This window comes from Neisseria sp. Marseille-Q1983, assembly GCF_018224585.1.
In the GTDB taxonomy this organism is placed as follows: domain Bacteria; phylum Pseudomonadota; class Gammaproteobacteria; order Burkholderiales; family Neisseriaceae; genus Neisseria; species Neisseria polysaccharea.
In genome coordinates this window covers 1-21,140 of sequence record NZ_JAGTUI010000029.1, presented here as the reverse complement: position 1 = coordinate 21,140, position 21,140 = coordinate 1, and the positions used below count along the sequence as shown (strand labels likewise).

General features: G+C 50.1%; 20 protein-coding genes and 1 pseudogene. 7 read left to right on the top strand and 14 right to left on the bottom strand.

From position 1 onward, the window contains the following. The first annotated feature begins 198 nt into the window (after nucleotides 1-198). The 3 genes from tig (at nucleotide 199) to KEM39_RS07725 (ending at nucleotide 2,437) form a co-directional block, all read left to right on the top strand. Nucleotides 199-1,509 carry a trigger factor gene (gene tig / locus KEM39_RS07735; protein WP_192886351.1) on the top strand — a complete coding sequence of 437 codons (1,311 nt, stop codon included), beginning with the start codon at nucleotides 199-201 and terminating at the stop codon, nucleotides 1,507-1,509. Between the two features lie 95 nt (nucleotides 1,510-1,604). Continuing rightward, on the top strand, nucleotides 1,605-2,219 hold the full coding sequence (gene clpP / locus KEM39_RS07730; protein ID WP_002225167.1) for an ATP-dependent Clp endopeptidase proteolytic subunit ClpP: 615 nt from the start codon (nucleotides 1,605-1,607) through the stop codon (nucleotides 2,217-2,219). A 23-nt stretch (nucleotides 2,220-2,242) separates the two neighbouring features. Next, a complete protein-coding gene (locus KEM39_RS07725) occupies nucleotides 2,243-2,437 on the top strand; it encodes a hypothetical protein (protein ID WP_107862759.1) in 195 nt (64 codons plus the stop codon). A gap of 224 nt (nucleotides 2,438-2,661) precedes the next feature. Here KEM39_RS07725 and ispG read toward each other — a convergent pair whose 3' ends face one another. The 7 genes from ispG to KEM39_RS07690 form a co-directional block, all read right to left on the bottom strand. Beyond that, nucleotides 2,662-3,927 carry a flavodoxin-dependent (E)-4-hydroxy-3-methylbut-2-enyl-diphosphate synthase gene (gene ispG / locus KEM39_RS07720; protein WP_118997904.1) on the bottom strand — a complete coding sequence of 422 codons (1,266 nt, stop codon included), beginning with the start codon at nucleotides 3,925-3,927 and terminating at the stop codon, nucleotides 2,662-2,664. A gap of 15 nt (nucleotides 3,928-3,942) precedes the next feature. Continuing rightward, nucleotides 3,943-4,704 (bottom strand): type IV pilus biogenesis/stability protein PilW, encoded by a 762-nt coding sequence (gene pilW, locus KEM39_RS07715; protein ID WP_025457070.1) that lies wholly within the window; start codon nucleotides 4,702-4,704, stop codon nucleotides 3,943-3,945. A 2-nt stretch (nucleotides 4,705-4,706) separates the two neighbouring features. After that, complete coding sequence (gene rlmN / locus KEM39_RS07710) at nucleotides 4,707-5,801, bottom strand: 23S rRNA (adenine(2503)-C(2))-methyltransferase RlmN (protein ID WP_025457071.1); 1,095 nt, start codon at nucleotides 5,799-5,801, stop codon at nucleotides 4,707-4,709. 143 nt (nucleotides 5,802-5,944) lie between these two features. Further along, nucleotides 5,945-6,370, bottom strand: coding sequence for a nucleoside-diphosphate kinase (ndk, locus tag KEM39_RS07705; RefSeq protein ID WP_014573969.1), 426 nt, complete (start codon nucleotides 6,368-6,370; stop codon nucleotides 5,945-5,947). Nucleotides 6,371-6,428: 58 nt separating this feature from the next. Continuing rightward, a complete protein-coding gene (gene zapE, locus KEM39_RS07700) occupies nucleotides 6,429-7,580 on the bottom strand; it encodes a cell division protein ZapE (protein WP_117373714.1) in 1,152 nt (383 codons plus the stop codon). Between the two features lie 540 nt (nucleotides 7,581-8,120). Then, nucleotides 8,121-8,948 carry an S-formylglutathione hydrolase gene (gene fghA, locus KEM39_RS07695; protein WP_118997903.1) on the bottom strand — a complete coding sequence of 276 codons (828 nt, stop codon included), beginning with the start codon at nucleotides 8,946-8,948 and terminating at the stop codon, nucleotides 8,121-8,123. Nucleotides 8,949-8,956: 8 nt separating this feature from the next. Then, the gene (locus KEM39_RS07690) at nucleotides 8,957-10,066 is read right to left on the bottom strand and encodes an S-(hydroxymethyl)glutathione dehydrogenase/class III alcohol dehydrogenase (RefSeq protein WP_205126789.1); all 1,110 of its coding nucleotides are present in this window, start codon (nucleotides 10,064-10,066) and stop codon (nucleotides 8,957-8,959) included. A 147-nt stretch (nucleotides 10,067-10,213) separates the two neighbouring features. Between KEM39_RS07690 and KEM39_RS07685 the strand changes: the two are divergent. Continuing rightward, nucleotides 10,214-10,622: pseudogene (locus KEM39_RS07685) on the top strand (MerR family transcriptional regulator). A 198-nt stretch (nucleotides 10,623-10,820) separates the two neighbouring features. Here the strand turns inward: KEM39_RS07685 and KEM39_RS07680 are convergent. The 7 genes from KEM39_RS07680 to KEM39_RS07655 form a co-directional block, all read right to left on the bottom strand. After that, on the bottom strand, nucleotides 10,821-11,135 hold the full coding sequence (locus KEM39_RS07680; protein WP_002213349.1) for an integration host factor subunit beta: 315 nt from the start codon (nucleotides 11,133-11,135) through the stop codon (nucleotides 10,821-10,823). Between the two features lie 10 nt (nucleotides 11,136-11,145). Next, complete coding sequence (gene rpsA / locus KEM39_RS07675; protein WP_118997901.1) at nucleotides 11,146-12,831, bottom strand: 30S ribosomal protein S1; 1,686 nt, start codon at nucleotides 12,829-12,831, stop codon at nucleotides 11,146-11,148. 155 nt (nucleotides 12,832-12,986) lie between these two features. Continuing rightward, a complete protein-coding gene (gene cmk, locus KEM39_RS07670) occupies nucleotides 12,987-13,643 on the bottom strand; it encodes a (d)CMP kinase (protein WP_107862751.1) in 657 nt (218 codons plus the stop codon). Between the two features lie 96 nt (nucleotides 13,644-13,739). Continuing rightward, nucleotides 13,740-13,874: a hypothetical protein gene (locus tag KEM39_RS11900; protein ID WP_002213355.1), complete on the bottom strand. Its 135-nt coding sequence runs from the start codon at nucleotides 13,872-13,874 to the stop codon at nucleotides 13,740-13,742. Nucleotides 13,875-13,887: 13 nt separating this feature from the next. Continuing rightward, complete coding sequence (locus KEM39_RS07665) at nucleotides 13,888-15,258, bottom strand: sodium-dependent transporter (RefSeq protein ID WP_118997900.1); 1,371 nt, start codon at nucleotides 15,256-15,258, stop codon at nucleotides 13,888-13,890. Between the two features lie 472 nt (nucleotides 15,259-15,730). Further along, nucleotides 15,731-16,423: a 16S rRNA pseudouridine(516) synthase gene (locus KEM39_RS07660; protein WP_025457078.1), complete on the bottom strand. Its 693-nt coding sequence runs from the start codon at nucleotides 16,421-16,423 to the stop codon at nucleotides 15,731-15,733. A 67-nt stretch (nucleotides 16,424-16,490) separates the two neighbouring features. After that, nucleotides 16,491-18,467 (bottom strand): LysM peptidoglycan-binding domain-containing protein, encoded by a 1,977-nt coding sequence (locus KEM39_RS07655; RefSeq protein ID WP_118997899.1) that lies wholly within the window; start codon nucleotides 18,465-18,467, stop codon nucleotides 16,491-16,493. Between the two features lie 177 nt (nucleotides 18,468-18,644). Between KEM39_RS07655 and KEM39_RS07650 the strand changes: the two genes are divergently transcribed. The 3 genes from KEM39_RS07650 to KEM39_RS07640 all read left to right on the top strand — a co-directional run bounded on the left by KEM39_RS07650 (nucleotide 18,645) and on the right by KEM39_RS07640 (nucleotide 21,044). Further along, on the top strand, nucleotides 18,645-19,310 hold the full coding sequence (locus KEM39_RS07650; protein WP_118997898.1) for a methyltransferase domain-containing protein: 666 nt from the start codon (nucleotides 18,645-18,647) through the stop codon (nucleotides 19,308-19,310). A gap of 51 nt (nucleotides 19,311-19,361) precedes the next feature. Next, nucleotides 19,362-20,189: a DNA-formamidopyrimidine glycosylase gene (gene mutM / locus KEM39_RS07645; protein ID WP_211709797.1), complete on the top strand. Its 828-nt coding sequence runs from the start codon at nucleotides 19,362-19,364 to the stop codon at nucleotides 20,187-20,189. A gap of 87 nt (nucleotides 20,190-20,276) precedes the next feature. Beyond that, on the top strand, nucleotides 20,277-21,044 hold the full coding sequence (locus KEM39_RS07640; protein WP_211709796.1) for a 1-acyl-sn-glycerol-3-phosphate acyltransferase: 768 nt from the start codon (nucleotides 20,277-20,279) through the stop codon (nucleotides 21,042-21,044). Nucleotides 21,045-21,140: the final 96 nt, after the last annotated feature.

Genomic DNA, 21,140 nt, shown 5'->3' with positions numbered 1-21,140 from the left:
AAAATGCCGTCTGAACGGCGGAATTGGCGTTTCAGACGGCATATTATGTTTCAGGCGGAACATTGTGATATACTTGCCAGCTAAAATCTCCCCTTTGCGGCAATGCGGTTCAAATATCCGTACCGTTGCGCTGTTTGCTTCCCCATGCAGGGAAGAAGGTTTACCATTTTATCAACACAACAAATTTAAGGGCTTATGATGAGCGTAACTGTTGAAACTTTAGAAAATCTGGAACGCAAAGTAGTGTTGTCCCTGCCTTGGTCCGAAATCAACGCAGAAACCGATAAAAAACTGAAACAAACCCAACGCCGTGCAAAAATCGACGGTTTCCGTCCGGGTAAAGCACCTTTAAAAATGATTGCCCAAATGTACGGTGCAAGCGCGCAAAACGACGTGATCAACGAGCTGGTGCAACGCCGCTTCTACGATGTTGCCGTTGCCCAAGAGTTGAAAGTGGCAGGCTTCCCCCGTTTTGAAGGCGTTGAAGAACAAGACGATCAAGAGTCTTTCAAAGTTGCCGCCATTTTTGAAGTGTTTCCCGAAGTCGTTATCGGCGATTTGTCTGCACAAGAAGTCGAAAAAGTAACCGCTTCCGTCGGTGATGCCGAAGTGGACCAAACCGTAGAAATCCTGCGCAAACAACGTACCCGCTTCAACCATGTCGAACGCGAAGCCCGAAACGGCGACCGCGTCATCATTGACTTTGAAGGCAAAATCGACGGCGAACCTTTTGCTGGCGGCGCATCCAAAAACTACGCCTTCGTATTGGGCGCAGGTCAAATGCTGCCTGAATTTGAAGCCGGCGTAGTCGGCATGAAGGCTGGCGAAAGTAAAGACGTTACCGTCAATTTCCCTGAAGACTACCACGGTAAAGACGTTGCCGGTAAATCCGCTGTCTTCACCATCACATTGAACAACGTATCTGAAGCTACTTTGCCTGAAGTTGATTCTGATTTTGCTAAAGCATTGGGTATTGCCGACGGCGACGTTGCCAAAATGCGCGAAGAAGTGAAGAAAAACGTCGGTCGCGAAGTAGAACGCCGCGTAAACGAACAAACCAAAGAATCTGTTATGAACGCGCTGCTCAAAGCCGTAGAGCTGAAAGCACCTGTTGCTTTGGTAAATGAAGAAGCCGCACGCTTGGCAAACGAAATGAAACAAAATTTTGTTAACCAAGGCATGGCTGATGCTGCCAACTTGGATCTGCCTTTGGATATGTTCAAAGAACAAGCCGAACGCCGCGTATCTTTGGGTCTGATTTTAGCCAAACTGGTTGACGAAAACAAACTGGAACCGACTGAAGAGCAAATCAAAGCCGTTGTTGCCAACTTTGCAGAAAGCTACGAAGATCCTCAAGAAGTGATTGACTGGTACTACGCAGATCCTTCCCGCCTGCAAGCCCCGACTTCTTTGGCAGTAGAAAGCAACGTCGTTGATTTCGTTTTGGGCAAAGCCAAAGTAAATGAAAAAGCTTTGTCTTTTGACGAAGTGATGGGCGCGCAAGCCTGATTATCCTGAAAATGCCGTCTGAAGGCAGTTTTTGAAAGCACCGAAGCCGCTTTTAAAGCCCGCTTTGGTGCTTTTCCATCATGAAAGGAGACGAAATGTCTTTTGATAACTATCTTGTCCCTACCGTTATCGAGCAGAGCGGTCGCGGTGAGCGTGCATTCGATATCTATTCCCGGCTTTTGAAAGAGCGCATCGTATTCTTGGTCGGACCGGTAACCGACGAGTCCGCCAATCTGGTGGTTGCCCAACTGTTGTTTTTGGAAAGTGAGAATCCGGATAAGGATATTTTCTTCTATATTAACTCGCCGGGCGGTTCGGTAACGGCCGGTATGTCGATTTACGACACCATGAATTTCATCAAGCCCGATGTATCGACTTTGTGCTTGGGGCAGGCGGCAAGTATGGGCGCGTTCTTATTGTCGGCAGGCGAGAAAGGCAAACGTTTTGCCCTACCCAACAGCCGGATTATGATTCACCAGCCTTTAATCAGCGGCGGTCTGGGCGGTCAGGCATCCGACATTGAAATTCACGCACGCGAACTTTTAAAAATCAAAGAAAAACTCAACCGCCTGATGGCGAAACATTGCGACCGCGATTTGGCAGATTTGGAACGCGACACCGACCGTGATAATTTCATGTCTGCCGAAGAAGCCAAAGAATATGGTTTGATTGACCAGATTTTGGAAAACCGCGCTTCTTTGCGGCTTTAATAAAAGAAACCTGAGAGAAACCGATGCCGTCTGAAACGTTCAGACGGCATTTGTTTCAAGCTGCGTTTGATATGGTATCGATACCGTCATCCACGGGACGGAAGAAGGATTTGGAGTTTTTTAAAGGATCCCCGTTCCCGCCTGTGATGGACGGATGCCGTCTGAAAGCCAAATGGGGCAGCAGTTTTTGCAAGGGCGCAACACCCGCATCCGCCTGAATCTGCCGGTACGGTTATTGAGAAAAGACAAGGGCAGGAAGCGGTATCCCGCCTTCCTTATTTATACCTGCAATTCATCTCCGTATTTGCCGATTGTATTTTCATATTGCGCCTCCATTCCTTATCGGTTTAAAAAAATGCCTTTTCCAATGGGATGGGTTTTATATCAATGAAAATAAACGGTTTTTATTTAAAAATAGCCAAGGTAGGCTGGCGGTTGGGTTTTATAGGGAGTGTATCGGGATAACCTTCCCTTGATGGCGTTTGAGTCCGTTCTCCCCATAATTGGTTTTGACATACTCTTCAACAATAGTCAGAAATTCCATTGCAATGTTGTCGCCTTTCAGTGTGACTTTGCGCTCCCCATCTATATAAACAGGTGCGACGGGTGTTTCCCCCGTACCGGGCAGGCTGATGCCGATGTCAGCCAGTTTGCTTTCACCCGGTCCGTTGACGACGCAGCCCATCACGGCGACATTCAAGGATTCCACGCCGGGATAAGCAGTACGCCATACGCTCATTTTTTGGCGCAGGTAATTTTGCACATCTTGAGCCAGCTCTTGAAAAACGGTACTGGTGGTGCGTCCGCATCCGGGACAGGCAGTAACCATCGGCGTAAACGAACGCAGACCCATAGTCTGTAAAATCTCTTGTCCGACAACAACCTCCTGAGTACGTGGGCTGCCCGGCTCCGGAGTGAGTGAAATGCGGATGGTGTCGCCGATTCCTTCTTGAAGCAAGACGGATAATGCCGCCGTTGACGCGACAATGCCTTTGCTGCCCATTCCCGCTTCAGTCAAACCCAAATGCAGCGGATAGGCGCAACGGCTGCCCAGTTCGCGGTAAACCTGAATCAGGTCTTGAACAGAGCTGACTTTGCACGACAGGATGATTTTGTCTTCGGGCAGCCCTAATAGAACGGCTTTTTCGGCAGATTCCAAAGCGGAGACAATTAGTGCTTCCTTCATCACTTCTTCGGGCGGTTTCGGCGCGGAAGAAGCGAGGTTGGCATCCATCATACGTTTGGCGAGGCTCTGATCCAAAGAACCCCAGTTTACGCCGATGCGGACGGCTTTATCGTTTTCGGCAGCAGTCCGAATCATAAAGGCAAATTTTTCATCGCCTTTTACGCCTTTGCCGACATTGCCGGGATTGATGCGGTATTTGGACAATGCTTTGCCGCATTCGGGAAATTCCGCCAACAGGCGTTCGCCGTTGAAGTGGAAATCGCCAATCAGTGGTGTGGCATAGCCCATATCGTCCAAGCGGCGGCGGATTTCGGCAACTTTGGACGCGGCTTCGGGGCTGTTGACGGTGATCCGCACCATTTCCGAGCCGGCATCGCTCAATTCCTTAATCTGCAATGCGGTGGCTTTTGCATCGGCAGTGTCGGTGTTGGTCATAGATTGGATAACGACGGGTGCTTCTGAACCGACGGTAATATGATCGATGCGGACTTGATGCGTCCTGCGGCGTTGGAGTGTGTTCATATGGTTTGAATCTGTTTATTGACCGGTGAGGACGGTTTGCAATTCTTCCGAGTAGGGGAAATTTGCCTGCAGTTGCGCTTCGTATTCGAATGCCGCCTGCGCGTTGCCGAGGGCTTTGGCAATTTTCCAGCCAAGCAGCAAATCATCGGCCTGAAGGACTTCTACCCTGCTTTGGTATTTTTTAAAGTAGTAATCGGCATCGCCCAACTGCCCGGCCAGCATTTTGGTGCGCGCCAGTTCTTTAAATGCGGGGGGAAACTGCGGCTGCGAGGCGAGCGAGCGTTCCAAATAGGCTTCCGCCAATCCGAATTGCCCCTGTTTGGCACTGCATATGCCTTTATTCAGGTTGGCAATATAAGGGGTCGGGTAGGTGGGGTCGGCCAGGGCTTTGTCGAAATATGCCATAGATTCGGCAGGGCGGTTGAGCCTGCCGCACAGGAACCAGCCATAGTTGTTGTTGATTTCGGCACTGTCGGGTTTGATGGAGAGGGCCTGCCGGAAACTTTCCTGCGCCTTGTCGTTAACTTTCAGGTATTGATAGATTTCGGCACGGACCAGCCAGGCAAGCTCGTTTTTAGGGTCCGATTTCAGGGCATCTTCAATACTTGCCGTCGCCTGACGGTAGTCCTGACCGCGCATATATTCCATTGCCAACTGGGTTTTGATATTGGAAACCTGATTGGCTTTTTCTGCCCGCGAGGGGCGGTAGGAAGTGCTGCACGCGCCCAAGGCAAGAACGAGTAATAAAGAGATTCGTTTGGATGGCTTAAAAGGCATAATTACCCCTGTTGTCCGATTAAAATCTGCTGCCATTTTTGTTGGCGGCGCGTTTTATCCTGAACCTGACCTGCCAACTGTCCGCAGGCGGCATCGATGTCATCACCGCGCGTTTTTCGTACGGTAACGACAAATCCTGCCTGCTGCAAAATATCGCGGAACACACGGATGTTCTCATTGCTGGAGCGTTCGTATCCGGAGTTTGGAAAGGGATTGAACGGAATCAGATTGAACTTGCAGGGAACATCTTTGACCAGTTCGATCAGTTCGCGCGCATGTTGCGCCTTATCGTTTATTCCGTCCAACATGACGTATTCGAAAGTGATGAAATCCCTGGGTGCTTTGACCAGATAGCGTTGGCATGCGGCCATCAATTCTTTCAAGGGATATTTTTTGTTCAACGGTACGATTTGGTTGCGGACCTCGTCATTGGAAGCGTGGAGGGAAACCGCCAAAGCCACCGGCATGACATCGCGCAACCTGTCCATTTGAGGAACCATACCCGAAGTGGAAACGGTTACACGGCGGCGGCTCAAACCGTAGCCGTGGTCGTCCAGCATAATGCTTAAGGAGGTAACGACATTGTCGAAGTTCGCCATCGGCTCGCCCATACCCATCATCACTACATTGGAAATTACGCGTTCGTTTTTCGGTGTAACACCCATCGCTTTGTTTGCCCACCACAACTGTCCGATGATTTCGGCAGCAGTCAGGTTGCGGTTGAAGCCCTGCCGGCCGGTCGAGCAAAATGTACATTCCAAAGCGCAGCCGACTTGCGAGGAAATGCAGAGCGTGCCGCGATCCGATTCGGGGATGAAGACGGTTTCCACCCCGTTCCCCGTCCCGACATCTAGTAGCCATTTTCGAGTGCCGTCTGAAGATTCTTGAGACATCATCAGCTTGGGAATTTCGATGCTTGCCTGTTCGTTCAGTTTATGGCGCAACGATTTTGCCAAATCGGTCATTTCGTTAAAATTTTGCGCGCCGGATTGGTGCATCCAACGCATAACCTGTTTGGCACGGAACGGTTTTTCGCCCATATCGGCAAAATGTCGGGTCAGCCCTTGGAGGTCGTAGTTGAGCAGATTGGTTTTCATGTATTTGTGTTTTTCTTAAATTAAGGCTTCAAATAAAAAATTGCAGGGCAGGCAAGTTTGATTTGAAGCCTTTTGCAACAGAGTTTTCAGATGGCATGGATATATTTTATGCCGTCTGAAGAGGAGTTGGGCGGTGTATTGTATCAACGGGGGCAGATTTCGGTTTGGCTGAAAAAGTAGGCAATTTCCAAAGCGGCATTTTCCACGCTGTCGGAACCGTGTACGGCATTAATGCTGACCGAAGTGGCAAAGTCCGCTCGTATCGTGCCTTCGGCGGCTTCGGCGGGATTGGTTGCCCCCATCAGTTCGCGGTTTTTCAGAACGGCGTTTTCGCCTTCCAGTACTTGAATCATAACCGGACCGCCGGTCATAAATTCAACCAATCCGGCGTAGAAGGGGCGGTCTTTATGAACCGCATAAAATTCTTGCGCCTCTTTGAGAGTAAGCTGCTTCATTTTGGCGGCAACGATTTTCAGACCGTTCTCCTCAAAGCGGCTGTATATTTTGCCGATAACGTTTTTGCCGACAGCATCGGGTTTGATGATGGAGATGGTACGTTCAATCGCCATGCTATATCCTTATTTTTACTTAAGAAGAATCAAATCGGTATTCTATCAAAAAAATAACTTATCCGCCTGAAGCCTTGGGAGATAGGGTCAGGTGCGGCTGTTCCAAATAAACTTCGGACTGCATTTCGACCATCCGGCTGGCGGTGCGGGTAAATTCTTCGGCAAAATCGCCTTCTGTATAGATATGGTTGACATCTACCGCGCCGGTGGCACACAGTTTGACACGGAAATCGTAGAGTACGTCAATCAGCCAAGTCAGCCGCCGCGCCTCCGCCTTTTCTTGCGGTGAGAGTTGTTCCAAACCTGAAATAAAAACCATTTCATAATGTTCGGCCAAATACAGATAGTCGGACTGTGAGCGGGGACCGAAGCACAGTGCGCGGAAATCAAACCATATGGCACGGCCGGACTCGGCTTTGTGGGGAATTTCCCGGCCGTGGATGGTGCTGATGCCGGGGTTCAAATCGGTAATGCCTGTCATTTCTTTGAACAGTTTTGCCAGTTTTGCCTCATTTTCTTCATTGGCAGGCGTAAAGAAAATCTCGGCGGGGCGGAGGGTACGCAGCCGGTAGTCTTCCCCGCCGTCAACGTTTAAGACGGTCAGGCTGGACTCGATGAGCGCGATTGTGGGAAGAAAACTGCTCCGGTTTTGTCCTTGGGGGTAGAGTTCGGAAGGCGCGTAGTTTGAAGTCGCCACCAAAACAACGCCCTCGTTAAGCAGGTTTTCCAGCAGACGGCCTAAAATCATTGCATCCGCAATATCGCTGACATGAAATTCGTCAAAACACAATACGCGGGTTTCTTTGGCAATCTCGGCGGCAACGGATTTCAACGGGTTGCTTTCGCTTTTCAGGGCTTTCAGCCGCCGGTGGATTTCTGCCATAAAGGCATGAAAGTGGACGCGGCGTTTGCGGCGGTAAGGAAGGCAGCCGAAAAAAGCGTCCATCAGAAAACTTTTGCCGCGTCCGACCCCGCCATAGAAATAAAGCCCTTTGGGGACTTGCGGGGAACGCAAACTCCTGCCTAAAAAACGGTTTCTTTTGCGTTTGAACATCATCAATTCGGTCCAAAGCCGATCGAGGTGTTCGATGGCGGCAGCCTGCGCGTCGTCGCGGATGAAGTTGGGCAGTTGTGAGGCGGCTTGATACCAGGTCAGTGGGCTGTGGTTTTCAAACGGCGGGGCTTTAAAAAGTTGATCTCTATTACTCATATTTAACCTTGTTATACTTCTTGCGGCTAAGAAAGAAAATGCTTACTGTCGGTATTATAAATGATTTCCTTCAAACTTGGCGTTTTCCGTGGAAAAGAATAATGACGCGCACAAGGGGGTATGAGCAAAGGTGGCGTTTCAATATGGTGCAGATATGAGCCCAAATGCCTTTTATTTCAGGCTGCGTTTTAATATTAAAGGAGAACAAATGAAACAGATGGTGAATCGCGAAGCTGTTACGCCACCGTCAGCTTGGAGGGGGAGAAAACAAAACAGGAACAGGCTGCTTATGCAAATTTGGCAACGAATAATACGAAGCCCGAAAGTGAAGTAGGAAATACGGGCGATTTTAATGTTTGACCAATCAGGGTTTAAGCTTAAAAATCATACTAATCAAATCAAGGGCAGGGTTTGGTAATCCGTAGGGTCGGCTCCTTCCGGTTCAGACGGCATACGTTTATGTTGGTATTTTGCCGGCACTTCTTACCGCCCTCGTGCCGGCTATCCCAAAACTGCTTTGAACACTGAACGCTCTTCGGTTTACTTCAAAAACGCGGCGTGATAAGCAATATGTTCGCCAATAAAACTGGCGATGAAGTAATAGCTATGATCGTAGCCTTTGTGGAAGCGCACATCGACCGGCTGGTTTGCCGCACGGCAGGTTTCGATAAAATCTTCAGTACGTAATTGTGTCGGCAAAAATTCATCTTCCAAGCCTTGATCAATGCGCATACCTTGCACTTTATAGCCTTGTTGAATGAGTGAGTTCGCATCATATTGCTGCCATTTTTCGCGATCTTTTCCTAAATAAGCAGTAAAGGCTTTTTCTCCCCACGGTACGAGGCTTGGCGATAAAATAGGCGAAAAGGCAGAAACACTTTGATAATGTTCCCGATTCCGTAGTGCCAATACCAATGCGCCGTGTCCGCCCATCGAATGCCCCATAATGGAACGTTTACCGTTGGTAGGAAAGTGTTTCTCAATCAGACGGGGCAACTCGTTCAAAATGTAATCATACATTTGATAATTCGCCGCCCAAGGCTGTTCGGTCGCATTCAAATAAAAGCCTGCACCCTGTCCTAAATCGTAAGCGGCATCGTTCGGCACTTGTTCTCCGCGAGGACCGGTATCGGGGGCGACCACAATCACTTGATGTTCTGCCGCATAACGCTGGAAGCCCGATTTGGTAATGAAATTTTGTTCCGTACACGTCAAGCCGGAAAGCCAATAAATTACGCCAAGCGGTCGATTTTCCAGATTATCAGGCAAATAGACGGCAAATTTCATTTCGCATTGCAGCGTTTGGGCATGGTGTGCCCAAACTTGTTGCGAACCACCAAAAATTTGATGTTGTTCAATCAGTTTCATCGCATACCTTAGTAGTGAATAACGGCGCGGATTGATTTACCTTCGTGCATTAACTCAAAGGCTTCATTGATTTGATCGAGTGTCATTGTGTGGGTTACAAACGGTTCTAACTCAATGTCGCCTTTCATTGAATCTTCCACCATTTTCGGCAGTTCAGAGCGACCTTTCACACCGCCAAATGCTGAACCTTTCCAAACACGACCTGTTACCAACTGGAACGGACGCGTTGAAATTTCTTGTCCTGCACCCGCTACGCCGATGATAATGGATTGACCCCAACCACGGTGCGCACTTTCTAATGCCTGACGCATTACGTTTACGTTGCCGATACATTCAAAGGTATGGTCAATGCCCCACTTGTTGATGTCTAACAACACATCTTTGATCGGTTTATCGTAATCGTTCGGGTTTAAGCAATCAGTTGCACCGAACTGTTTTGCCAACTCAAATTTTGCGGGATTGGTATCAATGGCGATGATGCGGCCTGCTTTGGCTTGACGCGCACCTTGCACCACCGCCAAACCAATCGCGCCTAAGCCAAACACGGCAACAGAGTCGCCTTCTTGCACTTTTGCCGTATTATGTACCGCACCAATACCTGTGGTAACGCCGCAGCCGAGCAAACATACTTGTTCATGGTTGGCTTCAGGGTTGATTTTCGCCAGTGAAACTTCGGCAACAACGGAGTATTCACTGAAAGTCGAACAGCCCATATAGTGATAGATTGGCTGACCTTGATAAGAAAAACGCGTCGTGCCGTCCGGCATTAAGCCTTTACCTTGTGTATCACGCACTGAGACGCATAAGTTGGTTTTACCTGAACAACAAAACTCACATTCGCCACATTCGGCGGTGTAAAGCGGAATGACGTGATTACCTGGTTTTACGCTTGACACACCTTCGCCCACAGCAACAACCACACCCGCACCTTCATGCCCAAGTACCACAGGAAACACGCCTTCAGGATCGCTCCCTGATAACGTAAATGCATCAGTATGGCACACACCAGTGTGAGTGTTACGAATTAACACCTCGCCTTTACGCGGCATTTCTACGTCGATTTCCACAATTTGTAAGGGTTGGTTAGGGGCGAATGCCACCGCCGCACGAGATTTGATGCTTGAATCGGTTTGTTTCATTTCCATTGTCTTTCCTCTTAATTCATTGACAAAGTTACCTTACCTGAGCAACATAGCAACAGTTTACACTTTAGAGTTAACTCTAAAGCAAGTGTTTTTTACTGTTTTTGTTTAGAAGGAGGGAAAATGACTTATACCACTGCCAAAGCCGCCGAAAAAATAGGCATCTCCGCCCACACCCTACGTTTTTATGACAAAGAAGGCTTGTTGCCTAATATCGGACGTGATGAATACGGTAACCGCTGTTTTACCGATAACGATTTGCAATGGTTGGGCTTATTGCAATGCTTGAAAAATACGGGAATTGAGCTTAAAAGACATCAAACGCTTTGCGGAATGTACCGTCATTGGCGACAATACCATTGAAGAACGCCTTTCCTTGTTTGAAAATCAAATAGAAAATGTGAAGTGTCAAATTGCCGAATTAAAACGCTATTTAGATTTGCTTGAATACAAATTGGCGTTTTACCAAAAAGCGAAAGCATTAGGTTCGGTAAAAGCCGTAAATTTGCCGCAAATTCCTGAAACGGCTTAGTTTTAGTGCAATAAGCAGGATTTTTTTCCTGTTCGTAATAGAAATCAACAATTTGTTGTTTAAAAAGCGGATTGTAAGCAATGATAAAAAAATCCACGCTCTAATCCGTTGCTTGCTTGGCTTAAGGTATTGAAGCAGCGGATGAAGTTAAACCACAGAAAAAAACGCCGCTTGGAAGCGGCGTTTTGATGCTAAGGTTTAATTGGCATTTTCTTTTAAAGCCAAGTCGACCCGCTCGCGCAATTCTTTACCGGGCTTGAAGTGGGGTACATGTTTTTCAGGTACTTCCACACGCTCGCCGGTTTTGGGATTACGACCGATGCGGGCAGGACGATGGTTCAAATCGAAGCTGCCGAAACCGCGGATTTCGATGCGTTGACCTCGGGCAAGCGATCTAGTCATGGTGTCAACCAAGACTTTTACGCTGTACTCTACGTCTTTTGCCAGAAGATGCGTGCCGTTTTTGGCGGCAAACACTTCTGCCAGGCGAACCATTAACTCGGACTTCGTCATGTCTGCAACCTTATTCTTGCTCGCCGGAGAGTTTGGCTTTCAGCAGGTCGCCCAAGCTGGTGGTGCCGGCATTTGCATTGGCGGCGGCATTGACGGAGTTCAGTGCTTCGCGGCTTTCTTTGGCATCTTTAGCTTTGACGGAGAGTTTGATGCTGCGGTTTTTGCGGTCGACGGTTAAGACGACGGCTTCAACTTCGTCGCCTTCTTTCAGTTTGGTGCTCAGATCTTCAACGCGGTCGGCTGCAAATTCGGAAGCAGGCAGGTAGCCTTCCACTTCGTCGGACAGGGCGACAACGGCGCCTTTCGCATCGACAGATTTCACAGTGCCTTTAACCAAAGAGCCTTTGTCGTTCACGCTGATGAAGTTGCCGAACGGATCGCCTTCCAGTTGTTTGATACCCAAAGAGATGCGTTCTTTTTCAACATCGATTGCCAATACGACGGCTTCGACTTCTTCGCCTTTTTTGTATTTGCGTACGGCTTCTTCGCCGGATTCGGTCCAGGACAGGTCGGACAGGTGAACCAGACCGTCGATGCCGCCGGGCAGGCCGACGAATACGCCGAAATCGGTAATGGATTTAACCGCACCGGAGATTTTGTCGCCTTTGTTGTGGTTGGCGGCAAATTCTTCCCAAGGATTGGCTTGGCATTGTTTCATACCCAAAGAGATACGGCGGCGGCCTTCGTCGATTTCCAAAATCATGACTTCGACTTCGTCGCCCAGTTGTACGACTTTGCTCGGGTGTACGTTTTTGTTGGTCCAGTCCATTTCGGAGACGTGTACCAAACCTTCGATGCCTTGTTCGATTTCGACGAATGCGCCGTAGTCAGTCAGGTTGGATACTTTGCCGAACAGGCGGGTGCCTTGCGGATAACGGCGGGTCAGACCGCTCCAAGGATCTTCGCCCAGTTGTTTCATACCCAAGGAAACGCGTTGTTTTTCTTGGTCGAATTTCAATACTTTGGCTTCAACTTCCTGACCGACTTCCAAGACTTCGCTCGGGTGTTTCACGCGACGCCATGCCAAATCGGTGATGTGCAGCAGGCCGTCGATGCCGCCCAAGTCGACGAATGCGCCGTAATCGGTAATATTTTTGACCACGCCTTTGATAATCGCGCCTTCTTGCAGGTTTTCCAGCAGGGCTTTGCGTTCTTCACCCAAAGTGGCTTCCAGAACGGCGCGGCGGGAAACCACGACGTTGTTGCGTTTTTTGTCCAGTTTGATCACTTTGAATTCGATCTCTTTGCCTTCAAAGTGGGAAGTGTCTTTAACGGGACGTACGTCGACCAAAGAACCCGGCAGGAATGCGCGGATGCTGTTGATCATAACGGTCAGGCCGCCTTTGACTTTTCCGTTGATGATGCCGGACAGGATGTCGCCGTTTTCCATGGCTTCTTCCAGGGCAATCCAATCGGCTGCGCGTTTGGCTTTTTCGCGGGACAGTTTGGTTTCGCCGAAGCCGTTTTCGACGGATTCGATGGTAACGGTAACGAAGTCGCCGACTTTAACTTCAATTTCGCCTTGAGCGTTTTTGAATTCAGCTACATCAATCAGGGATTCTGATTTCAGACCTGCGTTTACGGTAACGAAGTTTTGGTCGATTGCCACTACTTCAGCGGTAATCACCTCACCCGGGTTCATTTCTTGCAGGGTAAAGCTTTCTTCCAACAGCTGAGCAAAATTTTCCATAGACATATATAACTCTTTTCGGTACACCGCCAAGGGGTGCGGGGTGGGTTGGTGGGTGTCTGCCGTCCTTGGCAGGGCAGACGGGTAAATAAGGTTTCAGACGGCATATGGGGGATTTTTATGCCGTCTGAAACATAATGTGGGCAATTATACCTGAAAATTTAAACTTTACGATACCAATCAAGCACTTTTTTTACAGTTTCTTCTATAGTCAGGCGGCTCGTATCCAAAAGCAGGGCATCGGGCTGTTGTTTCAGGGGGGCAACCTTGCGGTTTCGGTCTGCCTCATCTCTAGTCTCGATGTCGGACAGGATGCGCTCGAATGCTAAACCTTCGCAGGGGATGCCGATTTGTTTGGCGCGGCGTTCGGCCCTGATTTTGGATTCGGCTGTCAGAAAAATTTTGAGTTCGGCCTGGGGGAAGACGACCGATCCGGTATCCCGTCCGTCGGCAACCAGTCCTTTTTCGGTCAGAAAATCGCGTTGGCGTTGCAGCAGTGCGGCGCGGACTTTAGGCAACTGTGCGACTGCGGATGCGCCCATGCCGATGGCTTCTGTCCGGATGCCGTCTGAAACGTCTTCGCCGCCGAGCAGGATGCGGCTGCCTGAAAATACGGCGGGCAGTTTTTTTGCCAGTTCGGAAACATTTTCTTCATCGTGCCATTCCACGCCTTGTTTTTGTGCATATAGGGCGGTCAGGCGGTAGAGCGCGCCGGTATCGAGATAATCGTATCCCAATGCGGCGGCGACGCGGGCGGCGACCGTGCCTTTGCCCGATGCGCCCGGGCCGTCGATGGCGATCACTTTTTGTCTGTTCATAAGGGGGATTCCTGATGGTTTGGGGTATGGGTTTTGCCGTCTGAAGGATGTGTTTCCTGTTGGGGGCGGATTCTACCTGTTTTAAAGGATGATTGTCTAAGCAGACGGACCGCCGCCTGCCCGGAAGCGTCCGACAGAAGCCGGCAAGCCGGTTCGGATTCCGGCGTTGCGGGTATTGTGGCGGGCATCAATGCAATGCCGTCTGAAAGAGATATGACCTTCAGACGGCATTGATTGCTGCGGATTAGAACAGGTTGCTGACAAAAATCAGCAGAATCACCAGCGGCACAAGGTATTTCACATAGGCGAACCAAATATTGACCGTCGTATGATTGCCTTTATAAAGTAATTCTTCCTTCGCTTCGTCCTTCATCACAAAACCGACAAACAGCGCGGAGCCGAGCGCGGTCAGCATAAACAAGATGTTGCCGCTGATATAGTCAAAAGCGTCAAAAATATTTTTGCCAAATATGGAAACATCTTTCCATGGGCCATAGCTCAGAATGGACGGAATATTGCCGAAGATGAAGATGGCGGACAATACAATCGTGATTGCGGCGGTACGGCGGATTTTGGTTTTTTCCTGAATGGTCGTAATCAACACTTCATAAATCGTCAGCGAAGTTGTCAACGCGGCAATCAGGAGTAGAGAGAAGAAAATGACGGCGAACACAGATCCTGCCCACATATGTGAGAACACAATCGGTAAACTTTGGAACACCAAAGTCGGGCCGGAATTGGGCGCGACGCCGAAGCTGAAGAGCGACGGGAAAATCATAAAGCCCGCAAGTACGGCGATGATGGTATTGGTAATTGCCGTGATAACTGCCGTCTGAACCAGATTTTCGTTTTTATCCAGATAGCTGGATAAGGTAATCATCACGCCGAAACCCAAGCTCAAGGCGAAAAATACTTGTCCCAAAACGAAGACGAACAGTTCGGTGGTAATCTTGCTGAAATCAGGCTTCAGATAGAAAGTAATCCCTTCCATTGCGCCAGGCAGGGTAACGTTGCGTACGACCATGGCAATCAGGAACAAAAACAGCAGCGGCATCAGGTATTTCGCTGCTTTTTCAATACCGCCGATAACGCCTTTGACTAAAATCCATTGGTTCACAACGACAAACAAGAAAGTGTAGAACGCAATTTCCCAAGGGCTGTTTTCAATGTGTTCGGTAAAAAAGCCTTTTGTAACCACACCGTCGACGGGGCTGGAAATATTCAGATTTCCGCCGATAATATTAACGATATAGCTGATGACCCAACCGCCGAGTACCATGTAATAAGCCATAATGCCGAACGCGCCGAGCAGTCCTGCCCAGCCGACCAGCTTCCAAATTTTAGCGACGGGTTTGCCGTTCATCGAGCCGCCGAACGCATCCAGCGCGTTCACGCCTTTGCGCCGTCCGATGACGTTTTCCACCAAAATCATCGGGATGCCGATAACCAGCATCGCGATACAGAATAAAAACACATACGCGCCGCCGCCGTTTTCACCGACCAAATACGGGAAACGCCACGTCGCGCCGAAGCCGACAGTCGCGCCGGCAACGGTAAGGATATAAGTCAAACGGCTGGACCAAGTTTGACGGTTGGCATTTGAAGGGGAAGACATATTGAAACCGTGTCCGATTGAGATAAAGCGGAAATTTTACACGTGATTCTTAACAGAAATTGACTGAATGTTTTTCAACTGTCTAGTGATTTTCCATGTAAAAGACATATATTTCAGTGAATATTTCTGATGAGTATAAACCGATGAGGAAGAATCGGAGTTTATAAACAGATTAATCTGTTATTTTTCTACATCGGTGTATGGAAGTGAAATCTTGTTAATCACATTAATGATAGCATTTTAATAATAATGAAAGAGAGGGAATTTGAAATAAAAAACCATTTATACAAGGGGAAAAGTATAGATGGCAAAACACATTACGGGGAAAACGTCTTGCTCATAATCCTGCTTGGAACAAGCGTTACTCAGACAAACGAATTATATCGTAAATTGATTTTTTGCGTTAAATTGGGTTAAACCATATATTTAATGAGTATATGGATGAATATAAATGGAATTCTTGGATTTTATTTCAGAATTTCGGACAATCGATAAATTTCCATTCGCCGGGTTTCAGGTTTTCTGTTTCCAGATGTGCGAATCGCCGGCGGTGAAGGTGTTGCACGCGGTTGCCGGCGGCAGCAACCATGCGTTTGACTTGGTGGTATTTTCCTTCGGTAATGGTCAGCAGCAGGGTGCTCGGGTTTTCCAAAACGGCATCGGCGGCACAAACGGTTTCGTTTTCGTCGTGGAGCAGCACGCCGTTTTTCAAGGTTTCGCAGAGCGTTTCTCCTGTAGGGTGTTTGAGCGTTACTTCGTACAGCTTGGGAATTTTTCTGCTCGGAGAAGTCAGGTTGTGGTTCAGTTTGCCGTCGTTGGTAATCAGCAATACGCCGGTCGTATCCGCATCCAGCCTGCCGACCGCCTGCATATCGATGTTCCGCATATTGTCGGGGAACAGGCTGAATACGCTGCGGTAGTGCTTGGGTTTGTGCGAAGTTTCGTAATCTTCAGGCTTGTTGAGCATGATGTAGAAATAGGGTTCGGGAACGACGGTTACTGCTTCCCCGTCAATATCCAACGTTTCGACGGATGAGGAATCGATGTCTGCATCGGTGTCGTCCATGCAGATTCCGTTGATGAAAACATAACCGCCGGCAATCAGCCATTGGCACTGCTTGCGGCTTCCTATGCCTTGATATTGCAGGTATTTGATAAGTTTCATGATGGTATGGGAAATGTGGGATGAAAAAGACAGGACTGAGAAAGTCCTGTCATGTGCCGTATCCGAATCAGCTTCCAATCAGTTTGACCCTCTGTCCTGGATTGATGGTGTTCAGGTTGGGATTGAGCCGGCGGATGTCGTCGATATGGATATTGAAGCGCGCGGCGATACTTTTGAAGGTGTCGCCTTTGCGCGCGGTGTAGGATACTTTTTCAATACGGGTTTGGGCAGGGGCTGCCTGCGCCAGGCGGAGTACCTGTCCTTTTTGGATGGTGTTGCCTTTTATGTTGTTGGCGACAATCAGGTCGGCTACGCTGACGTTGTAGCGTTTGGCAATGTTGAACAGGGTGTCGCCTTCTACAACGCGGTGGATGCTGGCATGGAGCGGGGAGGTTTCGGCTTCGCCGTCGGCAGCTTTGGCTACGCGCGTTTCCAGACGTGCCCGGCGTTTGCCGTCGGCGGCAGCGGTATGTTGCGGAGATGCGGAAATTTTATGTTCGACAACTGTGTCAGGCGTGCCGATGACGGCAGAGATGGTTTCTTCAGCCTGTCGGCGCAGGTTGTTTCGGGCAACAAGCTGCATGAGTTCGTCTGCCGCCTGCATGTCGTTTTGGGGGACAATCTGCGCGAGTGTTGCGGTTTGGGTTTCAGACGGCATGGCGGTCTGTTTTTCGGTTTGAGGTTGCGCTGCGGCTGTCGCAAGGGCAGGTTCGGCAATGCGGACAAGGGGATCGGGTTCCGTACGGACGGTTTCCTGCGGCAAAGGTGCGACGGTAATGTCCGCTGTCTGTGCGGCGGCGGGTCGGATTCGGGCAATGCCGACGTTCACCGTGCCTGCCGGCATATTGGAACGGTAGGTGTCGGGCGTATTGTCGATGTCGATGGAAACGACGGATTCCGATGCCGTCTGAAGGGTCTTGCCGTTCTTGGCGACAAGGATGCTGCGTCCTGCGTTGACAAGGTTGCCGTTCAGGTTGTTGAGGCGTTTGATGTCGGCAATGCTCATGCCGGTTGCCGTCGAGATGTCGGACAAGCTGGTTTTGGCGGCAGGCGTATAGACTTCCCATGAAAACAGGCTGTCGGGTGCGGCGTTGAGGTAGTTGCTTTGGAAGGTTTGTACGGACGCGACAGGAAGCAGCAGTTTGCGTTTGCTTTTGGGGATGAACGCGGGGACGTTGAATGCGGGGTTTAGGGCGAGCAGCTCGCTTTGCGTGATGCCGGCAAGCCGGGCGATGGCTTCGTTGTCGAGCGGACGGTCCGGTTCGACTGCCTGAAAATAGGGTTTGTTGTCTATGTCGCTGATATTCATGCCGAAAGATTGGGGGGCGGCAATGATGTTGCGCACGGCGAGCAGCTTGGGAACATAGTTGCGCGTTTCGTTGGGCATACGCAGGTTTTCGTAGGTCGGTTCGAGCCCTTGGGCGCGGGCGCGGTTGATGGCGCGTCCGACGTTGCCTTCACCCCAGTTGTAGGCGGCAAAGGCGAGCGGCCAGTCGCCGAACAGTCCATAGAGGTATTGCAGGTAGTTGAGTGCGGCATCGGTGGCGGCGTAAACGTCGTGCCTGCCGTCGTAAACCGGTGTTTTTTCCAAGCCGTAATGCCTGCCGGTAGCGGGCATAAACTGCCATAATCCCGATGCGCCGACGTGTGATTTGGCTTTGGTAACGAACGCGCTTTCGATGAAGGGAAGCAGGGCGGCTTCGGCAGGCATATTGCGTTTTTTGACTTCGTTGGCAATATGGTACATATAGGGTCGGCTCCGGTTGACGACCCTGTCGAAATAGCTGCGGCTTGCGATGAATTTGCTTTCGTGGCGGCGTACCAGTTCGGGATTGACTTCGCCCATCCGGAAGCCTTGGCGCAGCTCGCCCCACAGGCTGCCGGATTGGAAATATTGTTTTGTCGGAGACAGGTCGAGTATTGAAGAGTTTAAGCGCATAATCGCCAAACCGATTTGGTGTGATGAGGTGTTTTGGGCGTATAGGAAACCCGGACAAACGGACAGACCCGAAGCGGTCAGTACGATGGTTTTGAGTTTGGACATAATCTATATCGGGAGGATAAACATATTTTATCGTCCGATGGTACTGTTTGACTGAAAAAGCGTCAAGTTTTACAGGAACTTTATGCGGATTCGGAAGTGGGCGGCCGATGTGTTTTTTGACAGAAATTCTGTTTGGAATAGAATATCGGTAGGCAATCTGTTTGAAACGGACGCAATATGGATGCATGGTTTGAAGATACGGCGATGGGGCGGTATGTTGCAAAATTGGAACAGGATTTCTTCGGGCGGTATCTGGATTCATACCGTTTTTCGGGAATGTGTGCGGTTCAGGTGGGCGGCAGGTGGCTGATGCCGTCTGAAGATGTTGTCTGTGTGCCGCGAGATATGTCGATGTCGGCGGAAAATATGGCTTTGGCAGATGTTTCTGCGGACATGCTGCTTTTCCCCCATACGCTTGAAGGCGGTGTTCCTTCGCAAATCTTGTCCGAGGCGTACCGGATATTGAAACCGTCCGGACGTTTGATGCTGACGGGTTTCAATCCGTATTCGCTCTGGGGATTCGGCCGTTGGTTTGACGGCGAACGCCTGCCGGAGAAACGGTTTTGTCTGCTGCTGTCCGGGTTGAAAAGGCAGCTTGCGGATGTCGGTTTCGATATTGAATTTGGGAAATTTATGGTGTATCTGCCGCCTGTTCCGTCGCTCGGGCAAATATGCTTTTGGCAGTTTATGGAAAAGGCGGGCGACCGTTGGTGGCCGCAGTGTGCCGCAGTGTACGGTTTGGTTTTGGTCAAAAGGGCGGCGGGCGTAACGCCCCTGCCCGCGTGGGACGGGTATTTGGGCGGCAAAGCCCTTGCGGCGGGTGCGGCAAGGGTTGCGGATTAGGGACAGCCGTCTTTCAGACGGCATCTGTCAGAAGAAATGTCGGGAGGGGTTATGCCGGAATTGCCGGAAGTGGAAACGACGTTGCGCGGCATCGCGCCGCATATTGAAGGGAAAACGGTGGAAGCCGTGATATTGCGCCAACTGAAGCTGCGCTGGCAGATCAATCCCGATTTGGGGGAGATTTTGTCCGGTCGGCAGGTTTTGTCTTGCAGCAGGCGTGCCAAATATCTGATTGTCCGTTTCCAAACGGGGATTTTGCTGATTCACTTGGGGATGTCGGGCAGTTTGCGGATTTTTACGCCGTCGGACGGACGTATCGGCAGGCCGGACAGACACGATCACGTCGATATTGTGTTTTCAGACGGCACGGTCATGCGTTACCGCGATCCGAGAAAGTTCGGCGCGATACTTTGGTATGAGGGAATCGAAGAACATCATCCGCTGTTGGAAAAACTGGGGCCGGAGCCTTTGTCGGAGGCATTTTGTGCGGATTATCTGTATGTGAGGCTGAAGGCGCAGAAGCGCGCGGTCAAACTTGCCCTGATGGACAATGCGGTCGTGGTCGGTGTGGGCAACATTTATGCCAATGAGAGCCTGTTCAGAGCGGGCATTTCGCCCCACCGTCCTGCCAACCGTCTGAAAAAGAAAGAGTGCGCGCTTTTGGTTGAAACCGTCAAAGCGGTGTTGCGGCGCGCCATTGAAACGGGCGGCAGTACCTTGAGGGATTTTGTGGACAGCGACGGCAAAAGCGGCTACTTCCAACAGGAATATACGGTGTACGGGCGGCACAATCAGCCGTGCCCCCGGTGCGGCGGTTTGGTTGTGAAAGAAACTTTGGGGCAGCGCGGCACGTTTTATTGCCCGAACTGTCAGAAATAGGGCGGAAAACGGTTTCAGACGGCATTTTATCGGTATGCCGTCCGAATGTTTCAACAACAAACACCGATTATCGGGAAAGAATTGCTCATGTCTTCAAATAAAGCTTCATTTTTTACACGTCTGCGCCGCTTGTGCCGCTTGACGGTCTGGCTGCTCAAAACCGGCAAAAACCTGCGCGGTATTGACGGCGGCTGTCCCGAGTCGCGCAATCGGGCGGTAATCGAGTTGGGCAGGGGGGCTTTGGCGGCTTTGGATATCGGATTGGAGGTGGGCAGGCCCGCACCCGAACATCCGAACGGTGTCTTGGTTGCCGCCAACCACGTGTCTTGGCTGGATATTTTCGCGATGAGCGCGGTTTATCCGAGCAGCTTTATCGCCAAGCAGGAAATCAAAAGCTGGCCGGTATTGGGCAAGATGGGGCAGAACGCGGGAACGGTGTTCATCAACCGCAATTCGCGGCGCGACATCGAACCGATTAACCGCGCCGTCTGCGAAACCTTGCAACGCGGTCAAAACGTCAGTTTTTTCCCCGAAGCGCGGACTTCCTCCGGACTGGGGCTCCTGCCCTTCAAAGCCGCGCTGTTCCAATCCGCCATCGATGCGGGGGCAAAGGTTTTGGCGGTCGCGCTGCGTTATTATGACGAAACGGGAAAAAGGACGGCCCATCCCTCATATGCCGATGTCGGTTTGCCGACCTGCCTGTGGCGCATCGTGTCTATGAAAAAATTGACGATAAAAGTCGATTTCGTTTGCGTGGCGGATGCGGCGGAAAGCGAAGACCGTTATGCTTTAAAAGATAAAATCGAAGAAAGCATCCGTGCTGTTGTCGCAGGCGATGCGGATGTTGCCGTCTGAAACCGGTTGTCAGAATGTGGCAGTATGATTCGCTTTTGCGGATGTATAGTGGATTAAATTTAAACCAGTACGGCGTTGCCTCGCCTTGCCGTACTA

What these genes read in the sequence shown, in the direction of transcription:
- rpsA (WP_118997901.1), bottom strand. Translation starts at nt 12,831, where the DNA reads ATGTCTATGGAAAATTTTGCTCAGCTGTTGGAAGAAAGCTTTACCCTG.
- KEM39_RS07640 (WP_211709796.1), top strand. Translation starts at nt 20,277, where the DNA reads ATGTCTTCAAATAAAGCTTCATTTTTTACACGTCTGCGCCGCTTGTGC.
- KEM39_RS07725 (WP_107862759.1), top strand. Translation starts at nt 2,243, where the DNA reads ATGCCGTCTGAAACGTTCAGACGGCATTTGTTTCAAGCTGCGTTTGAT.
- mutM (WP_211709797.1), top strand. Translation starts at nt 19,362, where the DNA reads ATGCCGGAATTGCCGGAAGTGGAAACGACGTTGCGCGGCATCGCGCCG.
- KEM39_RS07650 (WP_118997898.1), top strand. Translation starts at nt 18,645, where the DNA reads ATGGATGCATGGTTTGAAGATACGGCGATGGGGCGGTATGTTGCAAAA.
- rlmN (WP_025457071.1), bottom strand. Translation starts at nt 5,801, where the DNA reads ATGAAAACCAATCTGCTCAACTACGACCTCCAAGGGCTGACCCGACAT.
- ispG (WP_118997904.1), bottom strand. Translation starts at nt 3,927, where the DNA reads ATGAACACACTCCAACGCCGCAGGACGCATCAAGTCCGCATCGATCAT.
- pilW (WP_025457070.1), bottom strand. Translation starts at nt 4,704, where the DNA reads ATGCCTTTTAAGCCATCCAAACGAATCTCTTTATTACTCGTTCTTGCC.
- KEM39_RS07680 (WP_002213349.1), bottom strand. Translation starts at nt 11,135, where the DNA reads ATGACGAAGTCCGAGTTAATGGTTCGCCTGGCAGAAGTGTTTGCCGCC.
- KEM39_RS07660 (WP_025457078.1), bottom strand. Translation starts at nt 16,423, where the DNA reads ATGAAACTTATCAAATACCTGCAATATCAAGGCATAGGAAGCCGCAAG.
- tig (WP_192886351.1), top strand. Translation starts at nt 199, where the DNA reads ATGAGCGTAACTGTTGAAACTTTAGAAAATCTGGAACGCAAAGTAGTG.
- KEM39_RS11900 (WP_002213355.1), bottom strand. Translation starts at nt 13,874, where the DNA reads ATGCCGTCTGAAGGTCATATCTCTTTCAGACGGCATTGCATTGATGCC.
- ndk (WP_014573969.1), bottom strand. Translation starts at nt 6,370, where the DNA reads ATGGCGATTGAACGTACCATCTCCATCATCAAACCCGATGCTGTCGGC.
- clpP (WP_002225167.1), top strand. Translation starts at nt 1,605, where the DNA reads ATGTCTTTTGATAACTATCTTGTCCCTACCGTTATCGAGCAGAGCGGT.
- KEM39_RS07665 (WP_118997900.1), bottom strand. Translation starts at nt 15,258, where the DNA reads ATGTCTTCCCCTTCAAATGCCAACCGTCAAACTTGGTCCAGCCGTTTG.
- KEM39_RS07655 (WP_118997899.1), bottom strand. Translation starts at nt 18,467, where the DNA reads ATGTCCAAACTCAAAACCATCGTACTGACCGCTTCGGGTCTGTCCGTT.
- cmk (WP_107862751.1), bottom strand. Translation starts at nt 13,643, where the DNA reads ATGAACAGACAAAAAGTGATCGCCATCGACGGCCCGGGCGCATCGGGC.
- zapE (WP_117373714.1), bottom strand. Translation starts at nt 7,580, where the DNA reads ATGAGTAATAGAGATCAACTTTTTAAAGCCCCGCCGTTTGAAAACCAC.
- fghA (WP_118997903.1), bottom strand. Translation starts at nt 8,948, where the DNA reads ATGAAACTGATTGAACAACATCAAATTTTTGGTGGTTCGCAACAAGTT.